The sequence below is a fragment of the Rhodococcus aetherivorans genome, assembly GCF_025722975.1.
Taxonomy (GTDB): Bacteria; Actinomycetota; Actinomycetes; order Mycobacteriales; family Mycobacteriaceae; genus Rhodococcus; species Rhodococcus aetherivorans.
Window position 1 is genome coordinate 1,029,403 of record NZ_CP106982.1, and the last position, 26,582, is coordinate 1,055,984.

Sequence of the window (26,582 nt, forward strand, 5' to 3'; positions counted from 1 at the left end):
TTGAAGCCAGGCCAGGTGAGGATCCGGGTGCACGCCGCATCCGTGAATCGTGCGGATTTGCTCCAGCGGAACGGCGCCTATCATTCGACCACCAGCGCCCCAGCGCTGCAGCCCCTCGGTTTGGATGTTGCCGGGGAAATCATCGAGGTCTCGTCGGATGTGGGCGGTTTCGTTCCGGGAGACCGAGTAATGACGATGGTGGGTGGCGGGTACGCAGAGCAGGTGGTCGTAGACGCCTCGATGCTACTTTCACTTCCGAGAAACTGGTCGTACGTCGAAGGCGCCGCCGCAGTAGTCGGCTTCATGACGTCACACAACGCGTTGATCACTGCGGCGCGCATGGCCAGTGGTGAGACAGTGTGCGTTCATGCCGCCACCTCGGCTGTCGGTCTTCAATCCGTCCAACTCGCCAGATACCTGGGAGCCTCCCAGATCATCGGAACCTCGCGGTCAGGACGCGGCAGAGACCTGCTGAAACGCGTCGGGGTAGACGAACTGGTCGATACCAGCGTCAGCGACTTCGCATCCAGGGCTTTGGAGGTCACTCGGGGGCAGGGACTCGATGTAATTCTCGACTACGTCGGGGGTGGCCTGCTTCCCGATAACGTGGCAGCCGCAGCGATTCAAGGGAGGATCATCGGGATCGGTAGACTCGGCGGCTCCGAAGGGACGCTGGATATGGAGGCACTGGCGTTCAAACGTCTGGAAATAGTCGGAGTCACTTTCCGTACCAGATCCGCAGCTGAAAAGTCTGACGTAGTTCAAGCGCTACGCAGAGATATTCCCACATTCCGGCCCGACACGGTTGATAATCAGGCTCCCGAAGAGTTGAGGCCCATAATTTATCGGGCGTTACCCTGGTCCCGTATCGATTTCGCACACGAGCTCATGGAAGAGAATAAAGCCTTAGGCAAGCTCGTGCTCGAGGTGGAACAGTGACCCGCATGGCCGCGAAAGTCATGAATATTTGCGATATCGCCCCTTACAGCCCGATAGCCGGCATGACCGGGCGGGGGATCCTCGGCGAGAATCTGCAGCTGACATACGTGCTTTTCGACCCGGGCACGGAGGTCCCGATCCACACGCATCCGCAAGAACAGATCGGAATGCTCTTGCGGGGCGAGGCCACGCTGCTGGTCGAGGGGGAGCAGCGCCAACTGACTGGACTATCCGGATACGTAATCCCGAGTGGCGTTGAGCACGGATTACGGGTCGGCTCCGAGGGAGCAATATTTGTGGAAGGGTTTCACCCGCTGCGTCAGGACTACGTGGACTTCGACCGTGGAGTTACCGGCGTGCCGTTCCAATGAAACGGTGTCCAATGGCGCAGGAGGGCCGACTGTGCCTTGGCGACAGTAACGCTACCGATCGCATGCCGTCGCCGCGCCACCTGCGTTGGAAGCACCGCAAAGAAGTGAAGTAGTCCAAATTCATTCAAGGAGCAGATCATGGTATCGAAAATATTTATTACGCCGGTGTCTTGGGCGTTGGCTGTCGCAGTAGTCCTTGTCGACAAAGCGCTGTCAACCGCTGTGCACGACGCTCCCGATTTCGACGATAGATATTGAGTCTGAAATGCTCTGAGAGCCAGACGCTTGCAGCTGAGCCCTCCGCGCCTGGTCACCGTCGCTCTGCCCCGGGTGGTGGCACGTCGACCAAACGGCGATCCGAGGTCGGGCCCGTTGATTCGGTCCGCTCCGACCTGGTGAGGTGGGTATCGAGCTAGCGCGGACCGGTGGCGTGCTGGCTCGGGCAATGAACGACTCCTAGGCCGGCCATCGGTTTCGGTGGTTGTTCGACCGGGCTGTCGGTCGCGCTCTATGTACATTCAACCTACGGTGTGGCGGTTTGCGGACGAGAAGGTGGAATCCGTGCGCTCCTGTGCGGTTAACGGCCATCTTGATGTGGAATCTTGCCCACATTCGGTGAAGGCAATGGGCGTCGTTGGCCAGCACTGACATCGGTGGTTGAGGATCGTGCGGGTGCGCTGCAGACGGCGGGATGGATTCGTCCCCGCATTTGGAGAGTGTCGATGTTTTCGACGTCCGGTGGGTTGGCGCGACCATCCGCGTCGAGGCTCTGCCGCGGGGTGAGCGGGCGGTATGCCCGCGTTGTGACGACAGAAGCGCGTCGAGTGCATTCTCGATATCGTCGCGAGCGTGCCGATACCGCAATCGGCGGGTATCCGGTTCGGATCGACATTGGGGATCCGGGGATTCTTCTGCCATACCCTCGACTGCGCCACAAAGGTCTTCGCTGAGCAGATCCCCTCAGTTTTACGTAGTCGTTGAGCCGACGCACCCCGCATCGGCGGCCATGATCGAGGTCCCTAGGTCTGCACGGGCCGGTGCCCGGCTCGCGGACCAGCTCTGAGGGCACGGTGGGTCGCGCCAGCGTGCTGCGGGAAGTACGTGCGATCCCCGACGGGCCCATCGACCAGGTCCCGGTCCTGGGTATCGATGACTTCGCGCTCCGTCGAGGCCACGGCTCGTCCGCCGCGCCAAGGGCACGGTCGCGACGTGGCTGCGAGAGCGTCTGGGGGTAAGGTCGTGTGCCGGGATCGGGCTGGAGCGTACGCTGACAGCACCGGTACCGGTCCTCCCGAGGCCGTCCAAGTCGCCGATCGCTGGCACTTGTGGCGTGACCTGGTCGGTGCGGTGAAGAAGACGGTGGTCCGCCACCGCGCCGACCTGAACACACCGACCGGCACCCTCACCGTCGACCGGAGCGAGACGGCACCGGCCCGCCCGGTGGACAGACGACCGGAGTGGTCGAGGGCTGCATTGCCACCCGCACCAGCGAACGTCACTTCGCTGTACACGAGTTGCTCGCCCAGAGACGGACGATTTTCGACATTCCCCGCATCCTGGGCCTGGATTGCAGGAGGATCTGCTTTCCGCCCGCGCTCCCGATGCGCACGACCTGGTCGCCAATGTGCGGACGGGCCGCAGCTGTTTTACCGCGAAGGCGGTGTGAGTGTGTTTCGGTCGCCTCGCTCGTACGGCAGGATCCTCGTGCGTATCGCCGCCAGGTGCCTTTGAACCTCGTGAGGTCATTCATCTTGATGTGGGACCACCGGCTTGAGGAGCTGGGCGTACGGATTGCGCCTTCTGTCCAGAGATCAGGAGGCGCAGTCACTCGGAAAAAGGTCGTCCCTAATGTGAGTCGGCACTAGGGACGACCTTTTCGCGCTCGTCATTGGCAGGGGGCAGTGAGAGCGCGGTGTCGCCTGGCGAGGTGACACTCCGGACCGCCCGCGACGGCTGCAGGATCCGAGCGTGCAGACATCTGTCGCAAATACCTGGGCGGGTGCCAAAAGCGTACCGCCGTCCTCCCCGGCAGCGGCCTTTTGGCCGGTTTGATTATATCAGATTGCTTTTGTACCCAACGTATTTGCTGATTCGGTTGGGTCCTTCGGTGGACCGTTGCCTGGGTTTGGGATGGCCACCTCGCGGGCTCGACGCGATGTGAAGACCCCGTGCTGGTAGTTGATGGATCGCTGGCACCAGAGAAATAGAGCGTTGCCCGCACCCAGCGCCGCACAGTGCCTTTTCGGCGTTCATCGAGGCCTGGATGAACGCCGACAACGGCCGCTGCCGCAAACCAGGCTGGCAGTGGTGCCGAGGCGCGAGCCAAGTTCGGTCCGGACCGGCCGATCCGGTTCGGGACCGAGTCTCGGCTTCTTGCCTGGACCAAAGGTGGCCCTGCTGAGACTAGATGGTCCAGGGCTTGCCGTAGGTGGTCACGTTGTCGCCGTTCGCGGTGATGGCGCGAACGAACGGACGGACCTGGACGGCGCCGATGACGCCGGAGGCGGCGCCGTGAACGTTGGAGACCTGCACGGACTTGAAGTCACCGTCGAACTCGCCCTCGGCGACGACGAGCTCCTCGATGCCCGGAGCCGGGGTCAGCTCGAGCTCGGCGTAGGCCTGCGGGAGGATGTCGGTAATGGTGGCGGTCGGACCGTCCGCAGCCGAGAGCTCCAGTTCGAGGCCCGGGGTGGAGTAGGTGACGCCGATGGCGCCGTCGATGCTGCCGGCCCACGCGAACTGGTAGCCGAACTGGAACGTGGTGCCCTCGGCGTCGGCAGCGTCCTCGCCGATCAGGTTCGCGGTGCCGCGGCCGTTGTGGAAGAACTCGCGGTTGAACGGGCTGCCACCCAGGGCCGGAACACCCTGGATGAAGGTGTCCTCCTGGGTCACCACGACCTCGTAGCCGTCCGTGGAGACGATCCGGTTCTGATCGTCGACCGCAGCCTGCGCGGAGCCGGTCGCACCGAGGACCAGGCCCAGGACGGCGGCACCGGACACCGCGGCGTTACGTGCGGCCTTGAAGCCACGCGACTTGATTCCCATGATTTCTCCGTATTTCTTGGTGGGGATTACTGCGGGGTGGGGCGAGCAGGACTAGATCGTCCAGACCTTGCCGTAGGTGGTGACGTTGTCGCCGTTCGCGGTGATCACGCGGACGAAGGGGCGGACCGAGATCGCGCCGATGACGCCGGTGGCGGCGCCGTAGACGTTGGCGAATCGCACGTGCTTGTAGTCGCCGTCGACGACGACGAGGTCTTCTCTGTAGCTGGTCAGGATCGCGCGACACGGTGGACAGTCCGCGGTTGCAGGATGAGAAAGCGGCAGCTCTGGCGAGGCGCGGTCACTTAGGGTTTGTGCTCCGCTAGCAGCTGGCCTTCAAGGGCTGATGTCGACAGCTGTGGCAGGCTCTGTTTGCGCTGCGGACCAGATGTTCTGTAGCGCGACTAACCCGATTTGAGGGGATACGTGAGGGCAAGCAAGTTCACGCTTGACATGTCGAGTCCCAACTCATCAATATGACGCCAAAGTTGCTGTATGAAACGACCTCTCGTCATTCCGTACCTGACGAATATTTCCTCGTCGGGTGCGCCGCCATAGGAGATCCAGGCCTCGGCGAACTCAAGCATTCGCGCGCCCTCCTCGCAATGATTGAGGGGCGTCCGAGGTCGTTTGGTCGACCTGACTTTTTGCTCTCGGGGTGGCTGAGCCCCTGTAATCCAGAAGTCGATATCAGGGGACTGATTGTCTTTTCGGTGTAGACGTGAATTCATAAGATTATAGCGGTTCGAAGGTTGCGCTCAATATCGATGTGGAGGCGGTTGCCAATCCGTTGTTTAAACAAATATTTCAAGTGGCACAGGTGTCTCGTCAGTTGCGGAGTCGCACTCGCCGGTCCAGGCGTCGAGTGCGACCCCGCAGCGGGTCAGGAGGTAGTCGATTGCTCCACTGGGGCTTGCCCGACTGGTTCCTTCACGTCGGAGCGTTTTGCCGGCTCGAACACGCCTGTGGGTTTTGCGGGAAGAAGCAGGCAACTCATCGCTACAAGAACGCTCACGCCGATGCCCATAACAAACACAATGGTGAACGAGCCCCAGCTCGGTGCGTTTTCGGTCGACCCGGTGGCGAGGATACTTCCGGCAAGCTGGACGCCGAGCGTTCCACCCACAGCTTTCACCACAAACGCTAGGCCACTGAATGCCCCGATTCGGCTGGCCGGGGATGTAAGGGCTACTGTATTCATTGCCTGAGTGAGTGTGATACCACCCGATGCGCCGATGAGAATTGTTGCGCAAAGGACCACAATGAAATTGCCGTTGGCCACGAGGAGCAAGGCAAACGCGACACCTGTCAGCAGTACGCCACCGATCATCGTGAGCCGTCCGCCGATCCGCCCGTCAAGCCACCCGGTAATCGGCGCTGCTACGGCCCCGACCAGCCCGATCGGCAGAAGGAGCAGGCTGGTTGCGAATTCGGTGGCTCCTAATCCATATCCAGTGATTGCGGGCTGCTGAACCAACATCGGCACCGCAAGAAACAGAGCGTTGGTGCCGAAGCCGACCAACATATAGGTTAGGCAGCTAACAGCAAGCGGTCGGGTCGCGAGCAACCTCAGTTCGATAAGTGGCTCAGGCGAGCGCAACTCCACAATGGCGAAAGCCGAGAAAAACGCAACGCAAATCAACAGTGCTGCCCCGAACTCGACAGACAGCCACCCCCAGTCAGGAGCTTTCGTAATCCCGACAAGGATGACCGCCATGCCAGTGCCGAGAAGTGCCGCCCCGCTGTAGTCGACGCGCCCATGGTTTGCGGGCGGACAGGGCGGGACGAAGCGCGTAGCAGCAAAGAAAATGATGACAAGGATTGCAAATGGGATGGAGAAGAGCCACCTCCAAGGGAGGATGCTCACCATCAGTCCCGATCCCACAAGCGCGAAGGCGGTGCCGGCATAGATAAATCCGATCACAGCCCCATTTCCGGACTTAATCCGTTGCTCGGTCTGTGTATCGCGGATGATGCCGAAAGTAAGGGGAACGACTGCGAGCCCCACGCCCTGCAATAATTGACCGATTGTGAGCATCAGAACCGACACGGAGAGCCCTGAGACGGCAGTCCCGAGAGCGACAATGCCCAGCACCCACAATAGAATTGTCTTCTTGTCTCGAATATCTGACAGCCTGCCGACCAGCGGGGTGGCCACAGCGCCCACCAGTAGCACGCCAGTAATGACCCATGCGATTTGTGCTTCACTGGCTCCAAGCGAGGTTTGGATCAAGGGTAGTGCAGGGGAAAGAATAGTTTCGAGGCCCTTGTAGGCAAACACTGATGCAATAACGACTGCCAGTGTCAGCGTGGGGCTGATGCTGGGCCGACACGATTGGTCGGATCTCGTCACTTTGGTCCTCCGATACGTGATGGCGCTCGTCGATGCACCTTGGCGGCACTACCGATGATGGCCGAGTAGGTCATGGTGCCCGCGGCTTCTGCTGTACTTGTATTCGAGTCCTGTCAGGCGCATGGCGGGCGTACCCGCTGTTGAATGCCTGTTGCGTGGGTCGGACTCGGATGTGCAGATCGGAATGGTGATCCGCAGCACATAGCTGACAGTATGCCTACAGCGGTCACCAACAAATGTCCATGGAGGACACACTCTTCTGTCTGTCATATCCTCCGAGGACCGTGGTGTGGAAGGGGGCCTTGGCCGGTGTCGAGGAAGGGTTGTATGGCGACGGACGGTCCCCGAGGTTGACTACACCGGGCTTCGCGGTGAGGTGGAACGGTGAGGTGGAAAGAGGTGCGGATGTTCCCCCGCTTCCGGTGGCCGATCCTCGACGAGATGTCGGCTCCCGACCACGATCTCGCGCACGTCATCGCGCAGCCCGTCACAGTCCCACGCACAAAAGTTCAGCAGCCGCTGCATGCCCTCCCGGGCCCGCATCACCGGCCGTCTCGGCCATCGCTCACTGCGGCGCACGTTGCAGACCATCACGCGACCGGGCCGGCCACGATGGGAATCGATAGTCGTCTGCTTCCGCTCGCCGGCTGCGTCGACGCCGCGGTGGCCGCCGGGTTCATCCCGCACCCCGTGACCGTGGCCGGAGCGACCGGAATGCCGAACTACGGCCGAATCGCCGTGCGCGAGAACACCGCCGTGGTCGAGATTTCGAACAGCTGCGGGCTGACCACCTTACCGGGCGGTCGGAAAGCGCCACTGGATGCGTCGAGCCTCGGACTGGGCCAGGCCATCGGGCACGCCCTCCGCCACGACCCGAACCGACTGGTGCTCGCATTGAGTGGCAGCGCCAGCAACGACGGTGGCGTTGGAATGCTGGCGGCCTCGGGCTTCACCTTTCACGACGCCGACGGCCGGCAGCTCCGGGCCTGCGGGCGTACCCTGCCTCTGATCCACACGATCGACTCCACACGGACGGTGAACCTGGCGGGTATCGAGATCATCGTCGCCGGTGACGTCACCCACCCACTGGTCGGACCCACCGGAGCGGCAGCGGTGAACGGACCGCAAAAGGGAGCCACCCGAGCCGACGTGCGGTTCCTCGACGCCGGCCTCGACAACCTCGTCGAAGCATTCGTCCGCAGCGGGTACCCCCACGCCAGGGACATCGCGAACGCCCCGGGTGCGGGCAACGCCGGCGGCATCGGCTTCGCAGCGATGCTGCTCGGTGCCCAGATGATCTGCGGAGCCGAGTACTTCATCGATCTTGCCGCCTTCGACTGATCCCTCACCGATGTCGGCCGAGACATCGCACTGGCTCTCGATGCGGCCGCGACCGAGTTCTACACCGAAGGCATCGGCTACCTATCCGTCAGTGACGACCTGTTTGTCACCAATCCTGAGCCTCTGGAGAAGTAAATCGTCGAAGGTGCCGCCAACGCGCTACTGGCGAAAGTGAACTAGTGCCGCATCAGGCTACGTTTGCCCTGTCGACGATCTCGCGTAGCCGCTCGTCCTCGGCGTGCTTGTTGCGCCAGATGATGTAGCGGCGAATCATCGACGCCTGCTCCCGGTGACTGCCGTGGTCGGTACCGTCGAGCGCGAAGTACCGCAGCGCCGTGAACTGCGCCTCGATCCGGTTCAACCACGAACTGTTCGTCGGGGTGTACGCGAACTCGACATTGTTCGCCTCCGCCCACTCCGCCACCCGCCGGCACTTACTGGTGGTCAGATGCGGGGCGAAGTTGTCGCACACGATCGCCACGCGCACCGCGGCTGGATACAGACTGCGCAGATAGCGGCAGAACTCGAGGAACTTCGTGCGGTTCTTCGTCGCCTTCACATGCCCGTACAGCTTGTCCTTACCGAGGTCGTATGCGGCGAACAGATGCCGCACCCCGTGCGGACGGGTGTAGGTCGCCCGCCGGCGGCGCCTCGGCTCCCGGTCCGGGTCCTTGTGCTTGCCGCCACGCTCGGCCCACTGCCGACCCGGATGGGGCTGCAGGTTCAGCGGACCGAACTCGTCGAGACAGAAGATCACCTGCGGCTCACCGGGATCGGAGACGACCTCGCCGTCGGCGATCGCGTACAGGTGCTCGACCCGAGCCTTCTTGACCGCATACTCCGGGTCCTTGGATCGCTTCCACGTTTTCACTTTTTGAAACGAGACACCCTCCTCGCGGAGCAGCACGCGCAGACCTTCGTGACTGATGTCGACGGGTCACCCCCTCGGCGACCAGGAACTCGGCGAGTTTGGTCAGACTCCAGGTCGAGAACGGCAGACCGTGCTCGACGGGGGCGGACTTGGCGATCTTCTTGATCTCCCGCCGTTCCGGGAGGGTGAACTTCTTCGGCCGACCACCGGCATACTTCGGATACAGCGACTCGAACCCGTCGGCATTGAAGTTGTGGATCACGTCGCGGACCCGGTCGGCGCTGGTGAAACTGACCTCGGCGATCTTCGGCACCGCCATGCCCTGCGCCGAGAGCAGGACCATCTGCGCCCGTCGCCAGGTCACCACCGACCCGGTGCCGCGGCGGATGACCCGCACCAGGCGTCTGCCCTCGTCGTCGTCGATCTCCCGCACCCGTACTCGTTCAACCACCCGACCAGCGTGTCACACCATATCGAGGCGAAGGTTCACTGACGCGGCACTAGAGCGGCACGCTCACCGAGACTCTCGACGCGATCGACCTCGCCCACCGCCACGGCTACAAGATGATGACGAGTCACCGGTCCGGCGAGACCGAGGACACCACCATCGCCGACCTCGCAGTGGCTGTCGGCAGCGACCAGATCAAGACCGGAGCTCCTACTCGCAGCGAGCGTGTTGCCAAGTACAACCAGCTAATGCGCATCGACGAGAACCTCGCTGTCAGCGGTCATGTAATTCCCCAGGTTGAGGGGTTCGTCCGTCACGTAATTCCCCACCCGGCCGTCACGTAATTCCCCACCCTGGGGCGTGTCGGCCGGGGTTCCGGCGCTGCTGCAGGTTCGCTCCTGACTGGGCCACCGACAAGGCCCGGGAAGGGGCCTGACGGTGGCAAGGAGAACGTGGACGATGATCGATCTGATGGAGTTGTTCCGGCATTGGCATGCCGGCCGGTCTCAGGTGCAGATCTCGACGGCCCTGGGGATCGACCGCAAGACGATCCGGAAATACCTGGCACCCGCGTTGGCGGCCGGGTTGGCGCCCGGCGAGGGCGGCAAGTTCGACGACGCGCTCTGGCGGGAGCTGATCTCGGGATGGTTTCCCGAGGTCGGCGACCCGGCAGCGCGGGCGGTGACGTGGCCGGCGATCGCCGCGCACCACGACTGGATCGACGCACAGTTGAAGGCGTCGGTGACGGTCGCGACGATCGCGCAACGCCTGCGGGACGACCACGGTACCGCGGTGTCCGAGTCGACGGTACGTCGTTATGTGGCAGCGCAATTCGCCGACCAGATCGCGGAGACGAAGGTGACGGTGCCTCGTGGCCCGGTCCCGCCGGGCGACGAGGCCCAGGTCGACTACGGCAAGCTCGGCATGTGGCGCGATCCCGCCACCGACCGGCGGGTGGCGGTGTGGGCGTTCGCGATGATCCTGACCTGCTCGCGGATGCTGTTCGTCCAGCCGGTGCTGCGGATGGACCAGTCCTCGTGGTGCGCCTCGCACGTCGCGGCGTTCGAGTTCTTCGGCGGTGTCCCGGCCCGGATGGTGTGCGACAACCTCAAAACCGGGGTGGACCGGCCGGACCTGTACGACCCGAAGATCAACCGCGCCTATGCCGAGCTCGCCCTGTTCTACGGGCTGTTGATCGATCCGGCCCGCGCCGGCAAGCCGAAGGACAAACCGCGGATCGAGCGTCCGATGCCCTATATCCGCGACTCGTTCTTCAAGGGCCGCGAGTTCACCGGCCTGGCGCAGATGCAGGACGCCGCCCTGACCTGGTGCACCGACGTCTACGGCCGGCACCAGCACCGCGGTCTCGACGGAGCACAACCGACAGCGGTGTTCGAAGCCGCCGAAAAGCACCGTCTCACAAAGCTGCCACCGCGACCATTCGAACCGGGTCTCTACCAGGTCGGGAAGGTCGCCCCGGACTGCCATGTCAAGGCCGGTAAGGCCCTGTATTCGGTGCCCTGGCGGCTGATCGGCCAGCAGGTGCTGGTCCGCACCAGCGGCGACGTGGTGCAGATCTTCCACGCCGAGCAGGTGGTCGCCACCCACGTGCTGCACCTGTCGGGGCGGTCGACGAACCCTGAGCACTATCCGCCGCACAAGATCGCCTACACGCTGCAGACCGTGTCCTGGTGCCGGGCGCAGGCCGAGCAGATCGGCCCGGCGGCGGTCGCAGTGGTCGCCGAGTTGTCGCAGGTCAACGCGTTGCACCGGCTACGGGCGATCCAGGGCATTGTCCGGCTGCGGGATCGCTACGAGGATCGGCGCCTGGATGCGGCGTGCGCCCGCGCCCTCGAGGTCGGTGACCCCAGCTACCGCACCGTCAAGGGCATCCTCGCCGCCGGCACCGAGCACGACGGACAGCCTGCCCCGGCCGCCGCGCCGACGTCGGCGTTCCTGCGCGGACCCGACGCCTTCGACGCCGAACGCACCGCCTGACCGTGACCCCGCCCCAAACTGTTCCTGCAATCACGTTGAACCAGTGAGGTTTCTGTGATGACCATTCATGATCCCAGCCTGCGGGCTGCGCTCAAGACGTTGAAGTTGACCGGGATGCTCGACACGCTCGACGCCCGGCTCGCCCAAACCCGGGACGGGAAGCTCGGACACCTCGAATTCCTCCAAGTGCTGTGTGAGGACGAGATCGCCCGCCGGGAAACGGCGGCGCTGGCCCGTCGGTTGCGGCGGGCGAGGTTCGAGCAACAGGCCACCTTCGAGGACTTCGATTTCAGCGCGAACCCGAAACTCCCGGCGGCGATGCTGCGGGATCTGGCCGCCCTGCGCTGGCTCGATGCCGGCGAGTCGGTCATCCTCTACGGACCCGTTGGCGTCGGCAAAACCCATGTGGCACAGGCGCTTGGCCATCATGTCGCCCGCCGCGGCGGGGACGTGCGGTTCGTCAAATGCTCCCGCATGCTCGCCGATCTCGCCGGCGGCCATGCAGACCGCACCATCGGCCAGCGGATGCGCGAATACACCCGGCCGCTGGTGTTGATCATCGATGACTTCGCCATGCGTGAGCACACCACCACTCAGTCCGACGACCTCTACGATCTGGTCTCGGACCGGGCGATCGCCGGCAAACCGCTGATTCTGACGAGCAACCGCGCCCCGAAGGACTGGTATCCACTGTTCCCGAACCCGATCGTCGCCGAGTCCCTCCTCGACCGGCTCATCAACACCAGCCATCAAGCCCTGATGGACGGACCGTCCTACCGACCCCGAAAACGACCCGGCAACCGGGCCGCCAACGCAACCTGATCCGCATGTCCGCCGCTCGGGCTACCCTCGACTCAGCACGCCCGAGCATGGGGAATTACGTGAAGGAAACCCCTGGGGAATTGCGTGACGGTCGACACCTCGCAGACTCCGCCCGCTACGCAGGCGACACCGCGTTTCCGCGCTACTCCCGCAGCACTCTCGCGGTCCTGTAACCGTCACCCTCGATCGCACCTCCAACGCCTGTACCGCACTCCTTCTGGAGGAACTTCATGACTGTCACCGAGCATCGTTCTCGCCAGTTCGCCACCCGACTACCTGCCGGCCCCGGCGCCCTGTTCTCACCGCGGAGAGCAAAGATCGTCTGCACCCTCGGGCCTGCAGTCGCCACCGACAGCACGGTACGTGCACTGATGGAGACCGGGATGGACATCGCTCGGCTGAATTTCAGCCACGGCGAGCACATCGACCACGGGGCGAACTACGACCGGGTCCGCTCGGCAGCAGCGGCCACCGGCCGATCGGTCGGGATTCTCGCCGACCTGCAAGGCCCCAGGATCCGCCTCGGCCGATTCGTCGACGGAGCCACCGTCTGGGCCACCGGAGAGACAGTACGGGTCACCGTCGACGACTGTCCCGGGGACCACGACCGAGTCTCGACCACCTACGCCCGACTGGCCGAAGCCAGTGGCGTTGTCCTTGCGGACCCAGGTCCGCGGGGTCTCGCCGCTGATGCCGAGGTCCGCGGCCACAGCCGCGTGGGTGCGGGCACCGCCGACTGCGCGAGACAACGCGACCGCGTCCCGGCGGAACTCCTCCGTGTGCTGAGACCGACGTCCGCTCCGGCGTCGACCTGACCCCTTCTCACTCCGCCCCGCCGGGTCGTCGGAGCAGAACAAGATCGTCGCCGGCCCCGTCGGGGCGACTTGATCCCGTCCCGGACGACCGAGTGCGGCCACCGTTCGCCACCGCAGGGATCGCTGAGGGAATGGCGTACCCCGGATTCGGGACGGTGAGCCCGGGATCTGGGGACCGGCGCAGCACCTCTGCTCGAGGGCCACCCCCGGCATCGTCGAGCGCGCGACCGGGCCGTCGGCGTTCTCGGACTGTCCCGGTGCCGGCGTCTCAGTCCTGAGGCGGACGCAGCACCGACGGCCGCAGCCGGTGGAAGTCCTTGACCCGCAGCGCCCGCAGGGGACGCAGCCGGAAACGGTCGTCGCCGTCGAGCACGCCGGCGAGGGTCGAATCGACCAGGACCGTTCCCGGCCGCGCGGCACCGGTCAGCCGCGCTGCGATGTTGACCGCCGACCCGAACACGTCCCCGAACCGGGCCAGGACCGGCCCCTGCGCCATTCCCACCCGGAGATCCGGGGCGTCGGGACGGGAGCCGGACGACTCCTGCAGCGCCAGCGCGATCCGCGCGGCGTCCGCCGGATCCTCGGCGGCGAACATCACCTCGTCGCCCACGGTCTTGATCACCCAGCCGCCGCCCTGGGTCACGATCCCCGTCGCGGTCGACTCGAAGTCCTCGAGCAGGTCGTTGAGCTCGTCGGCGTCGATCCGGCGGGTCAGGCGCGTATACCCCACCATGTCGGCGAAGCCTACGACCAGGACCCGGCCGGCCGACTCGCCCCCGGCCCGCACCACGTTGCGTCCCGTCGTTGCCGCCAGGTGCCGTCGCCACACGTACAGCTGTAAGGTCTCGGTCAGGGGCAGGACCCGTTGCAGCAGTTCGTCGACGAACGACCGGATCTCCCGCTCGGAGGGGGTGGTCCCGGTGTACTCGGTCTCGAGCCGATCGAGGATGTGGGTGTTCATCAGGGCCACCTCCCACTCGGCCAGCCGCGACATGGACTGTCCCAGCGACCGGGCGGCCGCCAGTTCCAGGTCGGGGTGCAGGGCGCCGCTCGCCACGATCGCGTCGATGTTCCGCAGCGCCGCGACGTCGCCGTCCGTGAAGGTCCGCGCGTCCGGGTCCGGATCCACGGTGAATCCCAGCGCCTGCCAGAGCCGTTGGGCGCGTTCCGAGTCCACCCCGGCCAGGTCGGCGCTCTCCCGCTGGGTGTAGCGACGCTCGCCGCCGAGCAGGGTCCGCTCGAGTTCGGCCTGCACGGCCTGCAGGAGCTCGGGCTCGAGCTCCGGTTGCTCCGACGCGCTCACGTCGCTCCTTCCCGGCCGCCGAACATGACCGGCCGACCCAGCATGGCCCACCTCGGTTCGGGCGCGCAACGAATCCGCGAGAGTGTCGCACCTGTGTGCGACAGTGATCGCGCCTCCTGCACCACCCAGCCCGAAAGGACGTGGCATGCCGCCCCGCAGACGAGCCGGCACAACCGGCCCGGATCACCTCACCGACGAGCAGCTCGCCGAGCTGTCCACCGCCGTCGCGGACGGTCGCCGCGCCACCGTCTATCTCATCGAGGGCATTCCGAGCCTGGGCATCGCCCCGGGCGCGTCGGCCCGGGCGGTGTCGGTGGCGGGCCGCACGGTCACCGTCCGTCCCAAAGGCGTCGACGACGAGCTGCCCTTCGAGGCCGAGGAGCTGCGTCTGACGAAGGAGCCGTCGAAGCCGATCCGCAAGGCCGCGGATCGATCGACCCCGCGCCCCACCACCCCGCGCCCCACCACCCCGCGCCCCACCACCCCGCGCACGTCCGCGTCGCAGCCCACCGCGTCGGGTCCCTCCCGCGCTCCCGCCCCGAAGAGCTCGTCGTCCCCGGCATCCACCCCCGCCACGAAGGAGACCACCACCGTGCCGCCGACCGCACCCGAACCGCAGACCGGCGCGACCCCGAAGCCGAAGGCGGCGTCGCGCCGGCCCAAGAAGCAGCCCGGCGTGACCGTCACCATCACCATCGACCCCGAGCAGGAGTGGACGGTCGGTGTCGCGCAGGGCACCCGGCGCCTGAGCAAGGCCAATCCCGTCAGCCCCGACGCCGTGGAGCGCGCCGTGCTCGAGCTCGGCGACGAGGCGGCCCTCGAGGCGGTCCGGTCCGTGATCGACGCGGCGCGCCAGGCCGCGGAGGAACGCGTCGCGCAGCTCAGCCGCGAACTCGAGGAGGCCAGAAAGGCGTTGGAGAGCCTGGGATCGGGCCCGACCGGGTAGTCTGATCCGCTGATGCGGCCGGAACCGGCCAGGCGGGAGGGCTCATGTTCAAGCGCGTTGCGATGGCGATCGTCGCGGGGGTCGCACTGCTGACAGGTGGGACGGGGGTCGCGGTGGCGGCGCCGCCGGTTCCGCTCGGGGGCGGGTCGGGCATCACGCTCGGCAACGGATCCGAGGATCTGTTCGACTGCACGCTCGCCACGATCGGCAACGACCGTGGCGGCCGGCTCGTCGGCTTCACCGCCGGCCACTGCGGCGGTCCCGGGACGACCGTGAAGTCCGAGGCGGACCCCGGGGCCGGGGTCGTCGGGCGCATCGTCGGCACCAACGAGGTGCTCGACTACTCGGTGATCGAGTTCGACCGCGGCCGCGTCGCGCCGGTGAACCGGGTCGGCAACGTCACCATCACCGGCGTCGGCACCCCCGTGGGGTTCCCCAACGTGGCGTGCAAGGAAGGCCGCACCACCGGCAACACCTGTGGTGTCGTGTGGGGCGACGTGTTCAACTCCCAGGAGACCTGGACGCAGGTGTGCGTCGTCGAGGGCGACTCCGGCGCCCCGCTGGTCGTCGGCACGACGCTCGTCGCGATGGTCAACGCCTACCTGCTCACACCGTGCATCGGCCCGGAGGTGGGCACCAACTTCGTCACGATCCTCGGCGACGTCGACGCCCGGGGCGGCGTCGGCGCGGGTTACCGCCCCATCTGACGTACAGGCGCGGGCTCGTCGGCCGGCTACGGGACCGACAGCGGTAGCGGCCGGCCGACGAGGCTTCGTCTCGGGGCCGGCAGGGCCGCGGCGATCTGCCGGATCTGCGAGACGGAATGGGCGTGCGGCGTCGCCACCATGGCCGGGATGCCGCTGTCGCCCGCCGCGCGCAGGTCGAGGTCGAGGGGCACCTGCCCGAGGAGCGGTGCCGCGATGGCCCGGGCGAGGCACTCGCCGCCTCCGGTACCGAACAACGGTGTGCTCGCGTGGCACGACGAGCACACCAGCGCCGACATGTTCTCCACGACGCCGGCGACCGGCATCCGCAGGTCACGCGCCATGCGGCCCACCCGCTGGGCGACGGTCTGGGCCGCCGGCTGGGGCGTGGTGACGACGAGGAGCGCCGCGTCCGGCACGAGTTCGAGCAGCGAAAGTGTCACATCTCCGGTGCCCGGTGGCAGGTCGATGAGCAGGACGTCGAGTTCACCCCAGTACACGTCGCGCAGGAACTGCTCGATCGCCTTGTGCAGCATGGGGCCGCGCCAGACGACCGGCTCGTCGTCGCGGACGAAGAACCCGACGGACATGAGGGCGACGCCGAACGCCTCGACCGGCAGCATCGTTCCGTGCAGGGCGACCGGTGCGCGGCGCACCCCGAACAGATGCGGAACGGAGTAACCCCAGACGTCGGCGTCGAGAACGCCGACCCGCTTGCCCTGCTGGGCCAGCGCCACCGCGAGGTTGGCCGTGAGCGTCGACTTGCCGACGCCGCCCTTGCCGGAGGCCACGGCGTACACCCGGGTCGCCGAATCGGGACCGAAGGGGGGAGCGTCCTCTGGTCTCGTGCCGCGCAAGCGGGCGGCGAGCCGCCTCCGCTCGGCTTCGCTCATCGCCGTGAAGACGACCTCGACGCCGGTCACGCCGGCGACTGCCCCGGCGGCCGCGGTGACGTCGGCGGAGAGGGAGGCCTGCATCGGACACGAGGAGGTGGTGAGCCGGACGGTCACCCGGACGAGTCCGGAGCGATCGATCCTCACCTCGCCGAGCATGCCGGCCTGCTCGAGCGGCAGATGCAGCTCGGGATCCTCGACCCGGGCCAGCGCGGCACGCACCGCAGCCGCGGAGACCGCCGGGCCGGACGTCCTCCGCGACAGCAGGCTCATGTTCGCTCCTCCGTCCCGGGCGCGCGGAAGGCACGCCGGCGGGGTTTGACCGGGCGCATCAGGAACTCCGGGCGGCGCAGCCCGGACCGGCTGGGGCCGGGCCGGGTGTACGCCAGCCAGGCGCGGTAGACCTCGCGGGACCGCCGGGTGTCCACCACCACGTCGCCGTACCGGTCGTCGGCGTGGGCCTTCTCCACGCGCACCTTCTGGTGCCAGCAGTGCATGCCCGACAGCGGGTCGGGGTGCACGGCGAAGGCGAGGTTCTGATGCACGCCGGGGTCGTTCCAGTAGATCCGCTCGCTGTCCGGGTCGTCGCTGCGGAACGGCTGCACGCCCTGCTTGTAGCGCAACCGCCACACCCCGTCTCCGTCGTTGTCGAGATCGACGAGGCCCATCGCCCAACGGGATCCGGCGTTCTCGGACGTGCGCCAGCGGCCCATGTGGTGCGAGAGCGCGAGGACGCCGGGGCGGATCGACTCGGTCGCCCACACACGGGCCACGAAGTACCCGATCTCGGTGTTGACCCGGACCAGGTCACCCGTGCCGACGCCGAAGCGCGCGGCGTCCGAGGGATTCGTCCACAGCGGATGCGTGTTGCTGATCTCGTTGAGGTACTTCGCGTTCGCGGACCGGGTGTGGACCAGGGTCGGCAGGCGGAAGGTCGGCACGAGCACGATCTCGTTGTTCGCCGGGTCGATCGAGCGGTGCCCGACGTGGGACTCGATGTAGCCGGGCGTGGCGTACTCCTCCCACCCGAAGTCGACCATGGTCTCGCTGAACAGCTCGAGTTTGCGCGACGGGGTGAGCCACCCGGCGGTCCTGCTGCCGTCCTCGTGGACGACACCGACGGCACCCGCCTCGCCGACGAGCGGCGGGGTCGTGTCCAGGGTGACGGGTTTGCGCAGCACCCCGTGCTCGTCCGGGTCCGCCCCCTCGGTCTCGGCGACCGTCAGCGGCCGCTCGTCGAGCCGGTAGGTGTCCTTGGCGACCTCGAAGACGCCGTATCTGCGCATGTACTCCAGCGGGGTGAGCCCTTGGTCGGCCGCGGCCTTCGGCAGGCCCGGCACGCTGTTCTCGAACACCCACCGGTAGTACTCGTCGACGGTGACCTTCTGCCCGGGCCGGTAGGGGGATTCGAAGAACTTGCGGATGCCGAGGCTGCCGTCGGGGTCGATGCGCCAGGACAGCTCGAACCAGAACTCGTTCTCCTCCCACACCTCTCCGGGATTGGACTCGCGGGAGTCGGACACGCTCCGGCCCATGCGCTCGAGCGCCACCCGGGTGACGGGCTGGCGGAATCCGAGCCACTTGCCGGCGTACTGCTCGTAGGACTGGGTGTCGTGCCGCTCGGTGCTGTGCCCCATGGGCAGGACGTAGTCGGCGAAGGTTGCCGTCTCGGACCACGTGGGGGTGAGTGCGACGTGGCAGCCCACGAGCGATTCGTCGGTCAGGGCCTCCAGCCAGCTGAAGCCGTCGGGGTTGGTCCACACCGGGTTGTAGACGCGCGAGAAGTACATCGACAGCGTGCCGCGGCCGTCCTGGAGCAGATGCGGCAGCAGGATCGACATCTCGTTGGTCGACAGGGGGAACTCGGGGGGCCAGAGCAGCTCGTTCCAGGACTCGTGTCCCTGGGGCAGGTTCGGGCCGTGGGCGATGATCTTGTCCCAGCCGTTGGGGCTGGTGCCGCCCTTGGTGCCGACGCTGCCGGTGAGCACGTTGAGGAAGAACAGGGCCCGCGAGACCTGCCACCCGCCGAGGTTGCCGGCGGTCGCCGCCCGCCACACGTGCGCCGACAGGGCCGAGCCGGCGGTGGCGACGATCCGGGCGAGTTCGGCGATCTGCTTCTCGGGTACCTGCGCCTCCTGCGCGGCGAAGGCGAAGGTGAAGCAGGCGTAGTCCTCGGTCAGTGCGCCGACGAACACGTCGAAGTCGTCGGCGGGCAGGTCGGGGTGGCGGTGCTTCATGTAGGTGGGCCAGTTCACCCAGCGGCGCAGGAATGCCCGGTCGATGTGGCCGGTGCGCAGCAGGTACGACGCGACGGACAGCAGGATCGCCGCCTCGCTGCCGGGCCACGGGGCGATCCACAGGTCGGCGTGGGACGCGGTGTTCGACAGCCGCGGATCGAGCACGACGACCTTGGCGCCGCCCTCAACCTTGCCCTCCATGATCCGCTGCGCGTGCGGGTTGAAGTAGTGCCCGGTCTCGAGGTGGCTCGAGATCAGCAGGATGACCTTGGCGTTCGCGTAGTCCGGTGAGGGCCGGTCGTAGCCACCCCACAGGGCGTAGCCCAGGCGGGCGCCGGCGGAGCAGATGTTGGTGTGGCTGTTGTGTCCGTCCACCCCCCACGCCAGCAGGAACCGCTCGGCGAAGCCGTCCTCGCCGGGTCGGCCCACGTGGTAGACGACCTCGTCCCGGCGGTCCTCGACGATGGCGGCCCGGATCCGGGCGGCGATGTCGTCGAGGGCCTCGTCCCAGCCGATGCGCTCCCACTGCCCACTGCCGCGGGCACCGACGCGCTTGAGCGGGTACAGGATGCGCTCGGGGTCCTTGATCTGGTTGATGGTCGCGGGACCCTTGGCGCAGTTGCGTCCGCGTGAGCCCGGATGCGCCGGGTTCCCCTCGAGCCGCTTGATGGACAGGTCGGACTTGTCCACGTACGCGAGCAGGCCGCACGCCGATTCGCAGTTGAAGCAGGTGGTGGGCACCAGCATGTATTCGTGCGGCACCTTACGAGGGTGGGCCTTGGCGTCGTATTCGACGTGGTGGTCCCAGTTTTCGACCGGAGGAAAGTTCCGCAGCCGCTCGTGCGTGCGCTGACCGGGCAGCGCCGCCCCGGTCGGGGTGTGCTCCGTCTCGGCAGTCATGGGGTTCCCTTCGGGTGGGTGGTCGGGTGCCGGTCGGGCCGCTCACGACAGGGGTGGGTCCTGGCCCGCCCGGACGAACGCAGTCTCGTAGGCCAGCAGTGAGATCTGCGTCAGCAGGCCGGCCGCGACGAGGAGGACGGCACCGGCGGAGCCGTTCCACGACGGGGCGGCCAGTGCGGCCGCCACCACTGCCGGGACGATCGCCCCCAGCCAGAACAGCCGGGCGTAGCGGCCGCGGGTGATGATGTGCGCGGCCAGGGTCGCCTGCCGGCTGGCGTGCCGGCCGGAGTACTCGATGACCAGCATCAGCAGGTGCAGTCCGGTCGAGAGCACGAAGACGCGCACGAGGAAGCCGACCGCCCCGTCGGAGAGACCCGCGAACGGCGCGACGACGAGCAGCGCCCCGGTCCCGACCATGGCGGCCTGAACCAGCAGGTGCCAGAACAACAACGGTGACTGCCACAGGTCGCGGCCCTCGGCCTGCCCGAAGAGGAATCCGGTGTAGCCGGCGACCAGCGCGCCGGAGACCAGGGCGGCCCAGGCGAGCACGGTTGCGCCCCAATCCGATCCGAGGAAGGCGGCGAGGACCCACAGGGCGGCCACCCCGCCGAATGCGGCCAGCGCGTAGGCGCCCCACACGAGCCACGAGGACCAGTTGGATCTCAGGAAGATGTAGAGAAAACGCTCCGGCCGCTTCAGGTCCCAGATCAGCAGGACTCCGGTGAGGGCCGCGCCCGCCATGGCCACTGCGGGCGCCGCGTAGTCGCCCAGCCACCCCAGGTCGATGCCGAGGAGGTGGGCCAGCCCCGCGACGGCGAGGGCGCCGGCGGCGACGGCCTTGGTCCACAGGTAGGTCGTCACGCGCCATCCCCACGGCCGGGGATGCGCGGTGTTCAGCGTGGTGCGCGCCTTCGTGGTGCGATCCCCGGGCAGGTCGGCCGCGGTCTCGCGGCGGTGCGCGTCCGGCTCGGCCCAGATGTAGGTGTCGGCGACCGGGGCGACCAGCGGATCGAGGACCGCCCGGTCGGCACCGAGATAGAAGACGTTCGGCCCGGTGTTCTGTTCCGGCGAGCGCACGGCGGTCTGCTGCGTGCTGACCAGGGTGGCGATGCCGCTGGTCGGGTCGTCGAGGTCGCCGACCCAGATCGAGTGGGTGGGGCACACCACGACGCAGGCAGGCTCCATGTCGTTGTCGACGCGGTGCGCGCACATGTTGCACTTCGCCGCGGTGTGGGTGTCCTGATCGATGTAGATGGCGTCGTAGGGGCACGCCTGCATGCAGCTCTTGCAGCCGATGCAGCGCTCGTTGTCGAAGTCGACGATTCCGTCGTCGCGCTTGAACAGCGCGCCGGTGGGGCAGATCTTCACGCACGGTGCGTCGGTGCAGTGGTTGCAGCGCATCACACCGAAAGATCTTGTGGTGTTCGGAAACTCACCCGCGTCGACGTACTTCACCCACGTGCGGAACTGGCCGAGCGGCACCTCGTGCTCGGTCTTGCAGGCGACCGTGCAGGCGTGGCAGCCGATGCACGTGCGCTGATCGATCGCGAAGCCGTAGCGCACCGTCTCACTTCTTCCGGATGAGGTAGCGGTGGACGCCGTCCTCGCTGTTGTTCTCCAGCAGTTCGTTTCCCGTGTCGGTCGCCCACGACGGGATGTCGCGTTTCGATCCGCCGTCGGTGGCCTCGACGAGCAGGATCTGCCCGGCCTCGAGCTTCTTGATCGCACGCGAGGCGAGCAGCACGGGCATCGGGCATTTCTGTCCCTTGGCGTCGACGACGACGTCGATCTGGTAGTCCACGGTCCGCTCCTGGGTTCCGAAGGGTCAGATGAAGAGGCTGATCTGGGACCTGCTCATCGCGGACAGGGCGGTGGCGGCACCGACGGGCTCGCCCACTCCCTCGAGGAGCTGGTCGCGGCGAAGGCCCAGCAGGTCCATGGTCATCTCGCACGGCCACAGGTTCACGCCCAGCTCGGTGCACATCTCGACCAGCTCGGCGGGGTGGGCCACGTTCTTCTGGCGCGCAAGTCTTTTCATCATCCAGGGCCCGGCGCCGGCCAGGTGGAGCTTCGACAGCTTCATGTGCCGCATGCCCGGCCGGTTCATGCCGGCCAGCGCCTTGGTCATCGCGTCGGTGCCGGTGATCCGGACGTCGTCGCGCACCAGGGGGAACAGTCCCCAGAAGGTGAAGAAGATCGTCGTGGACATGCCGTAGGCGGCGCCGGTGGAGCCGAGAATCAGGGTCGGCCACATTCTGTCCAGATCGCCGCTCCACGCCACGATCGTCATGCTCTCCGGGGCGTCGTCGACGTCACGCTGCGGGTTGTCCGACATGCGCCGGCCCCTTTCGTGGTTGCCGGGGAGGCCTCGTGCGGCCTTCGCGCGGAGTGTTGCGATATGTGATCCAGAACACTACATTCGTGTATGCGCATACCGCAAGATGGTTCGGAAAGTCGCCCTCCCGGTGTGCGGACCACCCGCCCGTTTCGTCCCTGGGAGGACACGTGGCCGATACCGTCACAGCGTTGGAACTGTTTCGCGAGCTCCAGGCGGGCACCGTTCCCGAGATCCTCGACATCCGCAGCACCGAGGATTTCCGGGCCGGCCGGATCGAAGGACCCCGGCCCGTTCCCACTCGCCACGTCCCGGTCTATCGGGTGATGGAAGAACTCGAGGAACAGGCCGCCGTCACGCGGGCGGGCGCCGTCGTCGTCTGCGGACAGGGCAACGGCTCCGAACTGGTCGCCGAGGAGTTCGAGACGCTGGGCCTGCGCACCCGCTCCCTCGAGGGCGGTACCGACGCGTGGAACCGGCTCCTCGTTCCCGTCGAGATCACCGGACTCCCCGGCGACGTGCGCATCTGGCAGTTCCAGCGCCCGGCGAAGGCCTGCCTGTCGTACCTCGTCGGCGTGCCCGGCGGCCGCGGCATCGTCGTCGACCCCGCCAGATCGACCGAGGCATACCTGGAACTCGCTCGAATGCAAGATGTTTCGATCGTGCACGTCGTGGACACCCACGTGCACGCGGACCATGTCAGTGGAGGCCCGGCACTGGCCGCCCGGCTCGATGCGGAGTATCACCTGCCGCCGGAGGACGCCGGCGGCATCGTCCCGTTCCCCAACCGGCCGCTGAAGGAGGGCGACGCACTCGACCTGGGGTCCACCGTCGTCCGGGCCATGACCATGCACCTGCCGGGCCACACCCCCGGCACGACGGCACTGCTGGTCAGCGATTCGGTCCTGCTCGTCGGCGACACCGTCTTCGTCCGGGGACTCGGCCGGCCCGACCTGACCGGCCGGGCCGAGGAGCTGGCGCGGGATCTGTTCCGCAGCGTGCACGACAGGCTGCGGCCCCTCGACCCGCGAACGATGATCGCCCCGGCCCACTGGTCGAGCAGCGAGGAGATCAACGCCGAAGGACTGGTCGTCACCACATTGGAGGAGGTTTTCACCGCCACACTGCTGAACGAGCACGCCCTCGAACGCTTCGTCGAGCAGATCGTGAACTCGCTGCCCGCAGCCCCGCACACCTACGAGACGATCCGCCGCGTGAACGCCGGACAACTCGCCCCCGCCGAGGACGAGCTCGAGGTCCTCGACGTCGGCCGCAACCAATGCGCGGCAGCCACCTCGCTGAGGGCCGCCCACTGAGCGGTGCGGCCACCGACGGCACCGTCGCGCTCGCCGGGCCGGCGCCCCGCCGCGATCCGCTGCCGCCCGGCCGGCGCACCTATAATCGGCACCCGACGCTCGGTTCGGAGGGGTGATGGAACAGGACATCGCGGCACAGTTGCAGGAACTCCACGCCCGAGTCTGCAAGGCCATCGCCGACCCCAAGCGACTGCTCATCATCAACGAGCTGCGGGACGGCGAACTCAGCGTCGGTGACCTGTGCGAGGCGCTGGGCTTCAGCCAGTCCAACGCCAGCCAGCATCTGTCCGTTCTCCGCGAGCGCGGGATCGTGAACGCGCGACGTTCCGGCAACAACGTCTTCTATTCGCTGCGCAGCCGGAAGATCGTGCAGGCGGTGGACCTGCTCCGGGAATTCCTGGCCGAGGACCTGGCCGACCAGGCGATTCTGCGGGGCGCCCTCGACGGCCGGGACGTCGACCTCGGCCTCGATCTGTAGGGCGCCGTCGCGCAGGCCGATTCTCCACCGCCTCGACGGATCCGCGAATCGGGTCAGCCGCAGACCGCGCCGCTCGACGCCGAACCCACCAGCTTCGTGTACTTGGCCAGCACCCCGCGGGTGTAGCGGGGAGGCAGCGGCTCCCACCCCTGCCGGCGGGACGCGAGTTCGTCCTCGTCGACCAGCACGTCGAGGGTGCCGTTCGCGACGTCGAGGCGGATCGGGTCGCCGTCGCGGACGAAGGCGATCGGGCCACCGTCCACCGCCTCGGGAGCCACGTGCCCGACGCACAGGCCCGTCGTGCCGCCGGAGAACCGCCCGTCGGTGAGCAGCAGCACGTCCTTACCGAGGCCGGCACCCTTGATCGCGCCGGTGATGGCGAGCATCTCCCGCATTCCCGGCCCGCCCTTCGGGCCCTCGTACCGGATCACCACCACGTCTCCCGCGGTGATCGTGCCGTCCTCGAGCGCGTCCATCGCGGCACGCTCGCGCTCGAAGACCCGGGCGGTGCCCTCGAACACCGACTCGTCGAACCCGGCGGACTTCACCACCGCGCCGCCCGGGGCGAGGCTGCCCTTCAGGATCGTGATGCCCCCCGTGGGATGGATGGGTTCGCTCAGTGCGCGCAACACCTTCCCGTCCGGGTCGGGCGGGGCGATCTCGGCCAGGTTCTCGGCGACGGTCCGCCCGGTGACGGTGAGGCAGTCGCCGTGCAGCAGGCCCGCGTCGAGCAGGGTCTTCATGATCACCGGCACGCCGCCGATGCGGTCGACGTCCTGCATCACGTGCCGGCCGAACGGCTTGACGTCGGCCAGGTGCGGGACGCGCGCACCGATGCGGGAGAAGTCGTCCAGGCTCAGCTCGACCTGCGTCTCGTGCGCGATCGCGAGCAGATGCAGCACCGCGTTGGTCGACCCACCGAACGCCATCACCACGGCGATCGCGTTCTCGAACGCCTCCTTCGTGAGGATGTCGGAGGCGGTGATGCCGCGGCGCAGCAGGTTCACCACGGCCTGCCCGCTGCGGCGGGCGTACCCGTCGCGGCGGCGGTCCGTCGCCGGCGGCGCCGCGCTTCCCGGCAGCGACATGCCGAGCGCCTCGGCCGCGCTGGCCATCGTGTTCGCCGTGTACATGCCGCCGCACGCGCCCTCGCCGGGGCAGATGGCCCGCTCGATCGCGTCGACGTCCTCCCGGCTCATCAGCCCGCGGGCGCAGGCGCCGACCGCCTCGAAGGCGTCGATGATCGTCACGTCGCGTTCGGATCCGTCGGACAGCTTCGCGACGCCCGGCAGGATCGACCCCGCATACAGGAACACGGCCGCCAGGTCGAGACGCGCGGCGGCCATCAGCATTCCGGGCAGGGACTTGTCGCATCCTGCGAGCAGTACCGACCCGTCGAGCCGCTCCGCCTGCATGACCGTCTCCACGCTGTCGGCGATCACCTCCCGCGACACCAGCGAGAAGTGCATCCCCTCGTGGCCCATCGAGATGCCGTCGGAGACGGAGATCGTGCCGAACTCGAGTGGATACCCGCCGGCGGCGTGCACGCCGTCCTTGACCGCCTGCGCCAGCCGGTCCAGCGACAGGTTGCACGGGGTGATCTCGTTCCACGACGAGGCCACCCCGATCTGCGGCTTGCCCCAGTCGTCGTCGCCCATGCCGACCGCGCGGAGCATGCCGCGCGCCGCGGTCTTCTCGAGGCCGTCGGTGACGTCGCGGCTGCGGGGCTTGATGTCCGGCTCGGTCGCGCTGCTCGCCTCCGGCTCGGTCGGCGTGCTCGCCTCCGGCGCGGTCGCGCTGCTCGCCTCCGGCTCGGTCGGCGTGCTCATCGCGTTCCTCCCGGTCGGGGATCACGCCCGGTCAGCGCCAGCAACCGGTCCTGCACGGCCGCGTCGTCGGGCACCGGCACGGGCGGCGCGAACAGCCCGCTCGCGGCCAGCATGTCCCGCTGCGGTTGTATGTCCTCCCACACGGCCGCCACCAGGTCGGGATCGAGGCGCTCGTCGGCCCCCACGGCCCGGGCCAGGTCCCACGTGTGGATCGCGATGTCCGCGACCTGCTGCCGCAGATAGTCGCGGACGGGCACCATCCCGTAGGACAGGTGCACCTGCTTGTCCGGGTCGGTGGACGCCCACGCGACGGAGGCGTCGACGGCGTGCCGGTCCCATTCGGCGGACAGGTCGTCGCCGAGCGGGTCGAGTTCGGCCTCCGCCTCGGCGATCGTCCTGCCGGCGAGCAGCGGCGGCACCCACCGTTGCTCGTCCACGACGTGCCGGACCAGGGTGGCGACGTCCCATTCGGTGTCGGGGGTGGGGGCGGACCAGTCGGTGACCGCCGAGAGCCGGCTCTCGAAACCTTGCCGGGCGATGTGCTGCAGTTCGAGCCAGTCGTACGACATGGATTCAGACTAGGCGGGCCGTGGCGGCGGCACCGGGTTTCCCGGCGTGCGGCGGCCCGCGATGTTCGGAAG

19 protein-coding genes and 6 pseudogenes are annotated in these 26,582 nt (G+C 67.3%); 12 read left to right on the forward strand and 13 right to left on the reverse strand.

What is annotated here, in order from left to right; genetic code table 11:
- The first annotated feature begins 15 nt into the window (after nucleotides 1-15).
- Both OCS65_RS04840 and OCS65_RS04845 read left to right on the forward strand, forming a co-directional pair.
- On the forward strand, nucleotides 16-939 hold the full coding sequence (locus OCS65_RS04840; RefSeq protein WP_420833245.1) for a zinc-binding dehydrogenase: 924 nt from the start codon (nucleotides 16-18) through the stop codon (nucleotides 937-939).
- Nucleotides 940-944: 5 nt separating this feature from the next.
- Nucleotides 945-1,310 carry a cupin domain-containing protein gene (locus OCS65_RS04845; protein ID WP_168580172.1) on the forward strand — a complete coding sequence of 122 codons (366 nt, stop codon included), beginning with the start codon at nucleotides 945-947 and terminating at the stop codon, nucleotides 1,308-1,310.
- 2,403 nt (nucleotides 1,311-3,713) lie between these two features.
- On the opposite strand, the gene OCS65_RS04850 is transcribed toward OCS65_RS04845, so the two are convergent.
- The 3 genes and pseudogenes from OCS65_RS04850 to OCS65_RS04860 all read right to left on the reverse strand — a co-directional run bounded on the left by OCS65_RS04850 (nucleotide 3,714) and on the right by OCS65_RS04860 (nucleotide 6,705).
- A complete protein-coding gene (locus OCS65_RS04850; RefSeq protein ID WP_263509027.1) occupies nucleotides 3,714-4,355 on the reverse strand; it encodes an MspA family porin in 642 nt (213 codons plus the stop codon).
- Nucleotides 4,356-4,406: 51 nt separating this feature from the next.
- Nucleotides 4,407-4,553 (reverse strand): annotated as a pseudogene (locus OCS65_RS04855) (MspA family porin); the annotation flags it as partial.
- Between the two features lie 682 nt (nucleotides 4,554-5,235).
- Entirely contained in the window at nucleotides 5,236-6,705 is a 1,470-nt protein-coding gene (locus tag OCS65_RS04860) for an MFS transporter (protein WP_168580169.1), read from the reverse strand.
- A 612-nt stretch (nucleotides 6,706-7,317) separates the two neighbouring features.
- On the opposite strand from OCS65_RS04860, the gene OCS65_RS04865 reads away from it, so the two are divergent.
- Together OCS65_RS04865 and OCS65_RS29915 are read left to right on the forward strand one after the other, a co-directional pair.
- Nucleotides 7,318-8,046, forward strand: coding sequence for a glycerate kinase (locus tag OCS65_RS04865; RefSeq protein WP_420833231.1), 729 nt, complete (start codon nucleotides 7,318-7,320; stop codon nucleotides 8,044-8,046).
- A 12-nt stretch (nucleotides 8,047-8,058) separates the two neighbouring features.
- Nucleotides 8,059-8,178, forward strand: a pseudogene (locus tag OCS65_RS29915) (hypothetical protein); the annotation flags it as partial.
- A 55-nt stretch (nucleotides 8,179-8,233) separates the two neighbouring features.
- Here OCS65_RS29915 and OCS65_RS29840 read toward each other — a convergent pair.
- A pseudogene (locus OCS65_RS29840) lies at nucleotides 8,234-9,368 on the reverse strand (IS630 family transposase).
- A gap of 56 nt (nucleotides 9,369-9,424) precedes the next feature.
- On the opposite strand from OCS65_RS29840, the pseudogene OCS65_RS04880 reads away from it, so the two are divergent.
- From OCS65_RS04880 to OCS65_RS04895, 4 genes and pseudogenes are all read left to right on the forward strand, one after another.
- Nucleotides 9,425-9,709 (forward strand): annotated as a pseudogene (locus OCS65_RS04880) (hypothetical protein); the annotation flags it as partial.
- 115 nt (nucleotides 9,710-9,824) lie between these two features.
- Nucleotides 9,825-11,363 carry an IS21 family transposase gene (istA, locus tag OCS65_RS04885; protein WP_006938289.1) on the forward strand — a complete coding sequence of 513 codons (1,539 nt, stop codon included), beginning with the start codon at nucleotides 9,825-9,827 and terminating at the stop codon, nucleotides 11,361-11,363.
- A gap of 57 nt (nucleotides 11,364-11,420) precedes the next feature.
- Nucleotides 11,421-12,185 carry an IS21-like element helper ATPase IstB gene (istB, locus tag OCS65_RS04890; RefSeq protein ID WP_263507379.1) on the forward strand — a complete coding sequence of 255 codons (765 nt, stop codon included), beginning with the start codon at nucleotides 11,421-11,423 and terminating at the stop codon, nucleotides 12,183-12,185.
- Nucleotides 12,186-12,415: 230 nt separating this feature from the next.
- Nucleotides 12,416-12,886 (forward strand): annotated as a pseudogene (locus OCS65_RS04895) (pyruvate kinase); the annotation flags it as partial.
- On the opposite strand, the pseudogene OCS65_RS04900 reads toward OCS65_RS04895, so the two are convergent.
- A pseudogene (locus OCS65_RS04900) lies at nucleotides 12,833-13,042 on the reverse strand (transposase); the annotation flags it as partial. The pseudogenes OCS65_RS04895 and OCS65_RS04900 overlap by 54 nt on opposite strands.
- A 226-nt stretch (nucleotides 13,043-13,268) precedes the next feature.
- Nucleotides 13,269-14,303: an adenylate/guanylate cyclase domain-containing protein gene (locus tag OCS65_RS04905; RefSeq protein ID WP_029546367.1), complete on the reverse strand. Its 1,035-nt coding sequence runs from the start codon at nucleotides 14,301-14,303 to the stop codon at nucleotides 13,269-13,271.
- Nucleotides 14,304-14,448: 145 nt separating this feature from the next.
- On the opposite strand from OCS65_RS04905, the gene OCS65_RS04910 reads away from it, so the two are divergent.
- A complete protein-coding gene (locus OCS65_RS04910; protein ID WP_263509035.1) occupies nucleotides 14,449-15,249 on the forward strand; it encodes a DUF6319 family protein in 801 nt (266 codons plus the stop codon).
- Nucleotides 15,250-15,293: 44 nt separating this feature from the next.
- On the forward strand, nucleotides 15,294-15,956 hold the full coding sequence (locus OCS65_RS04915) for a chymotrypsin family serine protease (RefSeq protein WP_043802893.1): 663 nt from the start codon (nucleotides 15,294-15,296) through the stop codon (nucleotides 15,954-15,956).
- Nucleotides 15,957-15,982: 26 nt separating this feature from the next.
- Here OCS65_RS04915 and OCS65_RS04920 read toward each other — a convergent pair whose 3' ends face one another.
- From OCS65_RS04920 to OCS65_RS04940, 5 genes are read right to left on the reverse strand one after another with little or no spacing between them, the layout of a single operon-like run.
- Nucleotides 15,983-17,119: an Mrp/NBP35 family ATP-binding protein gene (locus OCS65_RS04920; protein ID WP_051446183.1), complete on the reverse strand. Its 1,137-nt coding sequence runs from the start codon at nucleotides 17,117-17,119 to the stop codon at nucleotides 15,983-15,985.
- Entirely contained in the window at nucleotides 17,116-19,983 is a 2,868-nt protein-coding gene (locus OCS65_RS04925; protein ID WP_065922026.1) for a molybdopterin-dependent oxidoreductase, read from the reverse strand. Before OCS65_RS04925 ends, OCS65_RS04920 begins: the two co-directional genes overlap by 4 nt.
- A 42-nt stretch (nucleotides 19,984-20,025) precedes the next feature.
- On the reverse strand, nucleotides 20,026-21,546 hold the full coding sequence (locus tag OCS65_RS04930; RefSeq protein ID WP_065922027.1) for a 4Fe-4S dicluster domain-containing protein: 1,521 nt from the start codon (nucleotides 21,544-21,546) through the stop codon (nucleotides 20,026-20,028).
- A 4-nt stretch (nucleotides 21,547-21,550) separates the two neighbouring features.
- On the reverse strand, nucleotides 21,551-21,784 hold the full coding sequence (locus OCS65_RS04935; RefSeq protein ID WP_006930338.1) for a sulfurtransferase TusA family protein: 234 nt from the start codon (nucleotides 21,782-21,784) through the stop codon (nucleotides 21,551-21,553).
- 24 nt (nucleotides 21,785-21,808) lie between these two features.
- Entirely contained in the window at nucleotides 21,809-22,318 is a 510-nt protein-coding gene (locus OCS65_RS04940) for a DsrE/DsrF/DrsH-like family protein (protein ID WP_006930336.1), read from the reverse strand.
- A 191-nt stretch (nucleotides 22,319-22,509) separates the two neighbouring features.
- On the opposite strand from OCS65_RS04940, the gene OCS65_RS04945 reads away from it, so the two are divergent.
- Together OCS65_RS04945 and OCS65_RS04950 are read left to right on the forward strand one after the other, a co-directional pair.
- Nucleotides 22,510-23,634, forward strand: coding sequence for an MBL fold metallo-hydrolase (locus OCS65_RS04945; protein WP_232334144.1), 1,125 nt, complete (start codon nucleotides 22,510-22,512; stop codon nucleotides 23,632-23,634).
- Between the two features lie 115 nt (nucleotides 23,635-23,749).
- The gene (locus tag OCS65_RS04950) at nucleotides 23,750-24,112 is read left to right on the forward strand and encodes an ArsR/SmtB family transcription factor (protein WP_006930324.1); all 363 of its coding nucleotides are present in this window, start codon (nucleotides 23,750-23,752) and stop codon (nucleotides 24,110-24,112) included.
- Nucleotides 24,113-24,165: 53 nt separating this feature from the next.
- Here the strand turns inward: OCS65_RS04950 and ilvD are convergent, their stop codons facing one another.
- Together ilvD and OCS65_RS04960 are read right to left on the reverse strand one after the other, a co-directional pair.
- A complete protein-coding gene (ilvD, locus tag OCS65_RS04955; protein ID WP_232334145.1) occupies nucleotides 24,166-25,941 on the reverse strand; it encodes a dihydroxy-acid dehydratase in 1,776 nt (591 codons plus the stop codon).
- The gene (locus OCS65_RS04960; protein WP_006930322.1) at nucleotides 25,938-26,510 is read right to left on the reverse strand and encodes a TIGR03086 family metal-binding protein; all 573 of its coding nucleotides are present in this window, start codon (nucleotides 26,508-26,510) and stop codon (nucleotides 25,938-25,940) included. Before OCS65_RS04960 ends, ilvD begins: the two co-directional genes overlap by 4 nt.
- Between the last annotated feature and the right edge of the window lie 72 nt (nucleotides 26,511-26,582).

Bases quoted from the DNA above. Each gene is read 5' to 3' on its own strand.
- OCS65_RS04845 (WP_168580172.1), top strand. From the start codon at position 945: ATGGCCGCGAAAGTCATGAATATTTGCGATATCGCCCCTTACAGCCCG.
- OCS65_RS04850 (WP_263509027.1), bottom strand. From the start codon at position 4,355: ATGGGAATCAAGTCGCGTGGCTTCAAGGCCGCACGTAACGCCGCGGTG.
- OCS65_RS04865 (WP_420833231.1), top strand. From the start codon at position 7,318: ATGGGAATCGATAGTCGTCTGCTTCCGCTCGCCGGCTGCGTCGACGCC.
- istA (WP_006938289.1), top strand. From the start codon at position 9,825: ATGATCGATCTGATGGAGTTGTTCCGGCATTGGCATGCCGGCCGGTCT.
- istB (WP_263507379.1), top strand. From the start codon at position 11,421: ATGACCATTCATGATCCCAGCCTGCGGGCTGCGCTCAAGACGTTGAAG.
- OCS65_RS04910 (WP_263509035.1), top strand. From the start codon at position 14,449: ATGCCGCCCCGCAGACGAGCCGGCACAACCGGCCCGGATCACCTCACC.
- OCS65_RS04915 (WP_043802893.1), top strand. From the start codon at position 15,294: ATGTTCAAGCGCGTTGCGATGGCGATCGTCGCGGGGGTCGCACTGCTG.
- OCS65_RS04920 (WP_051446183.1), bottom strand. From the start codon at position 17,119: ATGAGCCTGCTGTCGCGGAGGACGTCCGGCCCGGCGGTCTCCGCGGCT.
- OCS65_RS04925 (WP_065922026.1), bottom strand. From the start codon at position 19,983: ATGACTGCCGAGACGGAGCACACCCCGACCGGGGCGGCGCTGCCCGGT.
- OCS65_RS04940 (WP_006930336.1), bottom strand. From the start codon at position 22,318: ATGTCGGACAACCCGCAGCGTGACGTCGACGACGCCCCGGAGAGCATG.
- OCS65_RS04950 (WP_006930324.1), top strand. From the start codon at position 23,750: ATGGAACAGGACATCGCGGCACAGTTGCAGGAACTCCACGCCCGAGTC.
- ilvD (WP_232334145.1), bottom strand. From the start codon at position 25,941: ATGAGCACGCCGACCGAGCCGGAGGCGAGCAGCGCGACCGCGCCGGAG.
- OCS65_RS04960 (WP_006930322.1), bottom strand. From the start codon at position 26,510: ATGTCGTACGACTGGCTCGAACTGCAGCACATCGCCCGGCAAGGTTTC.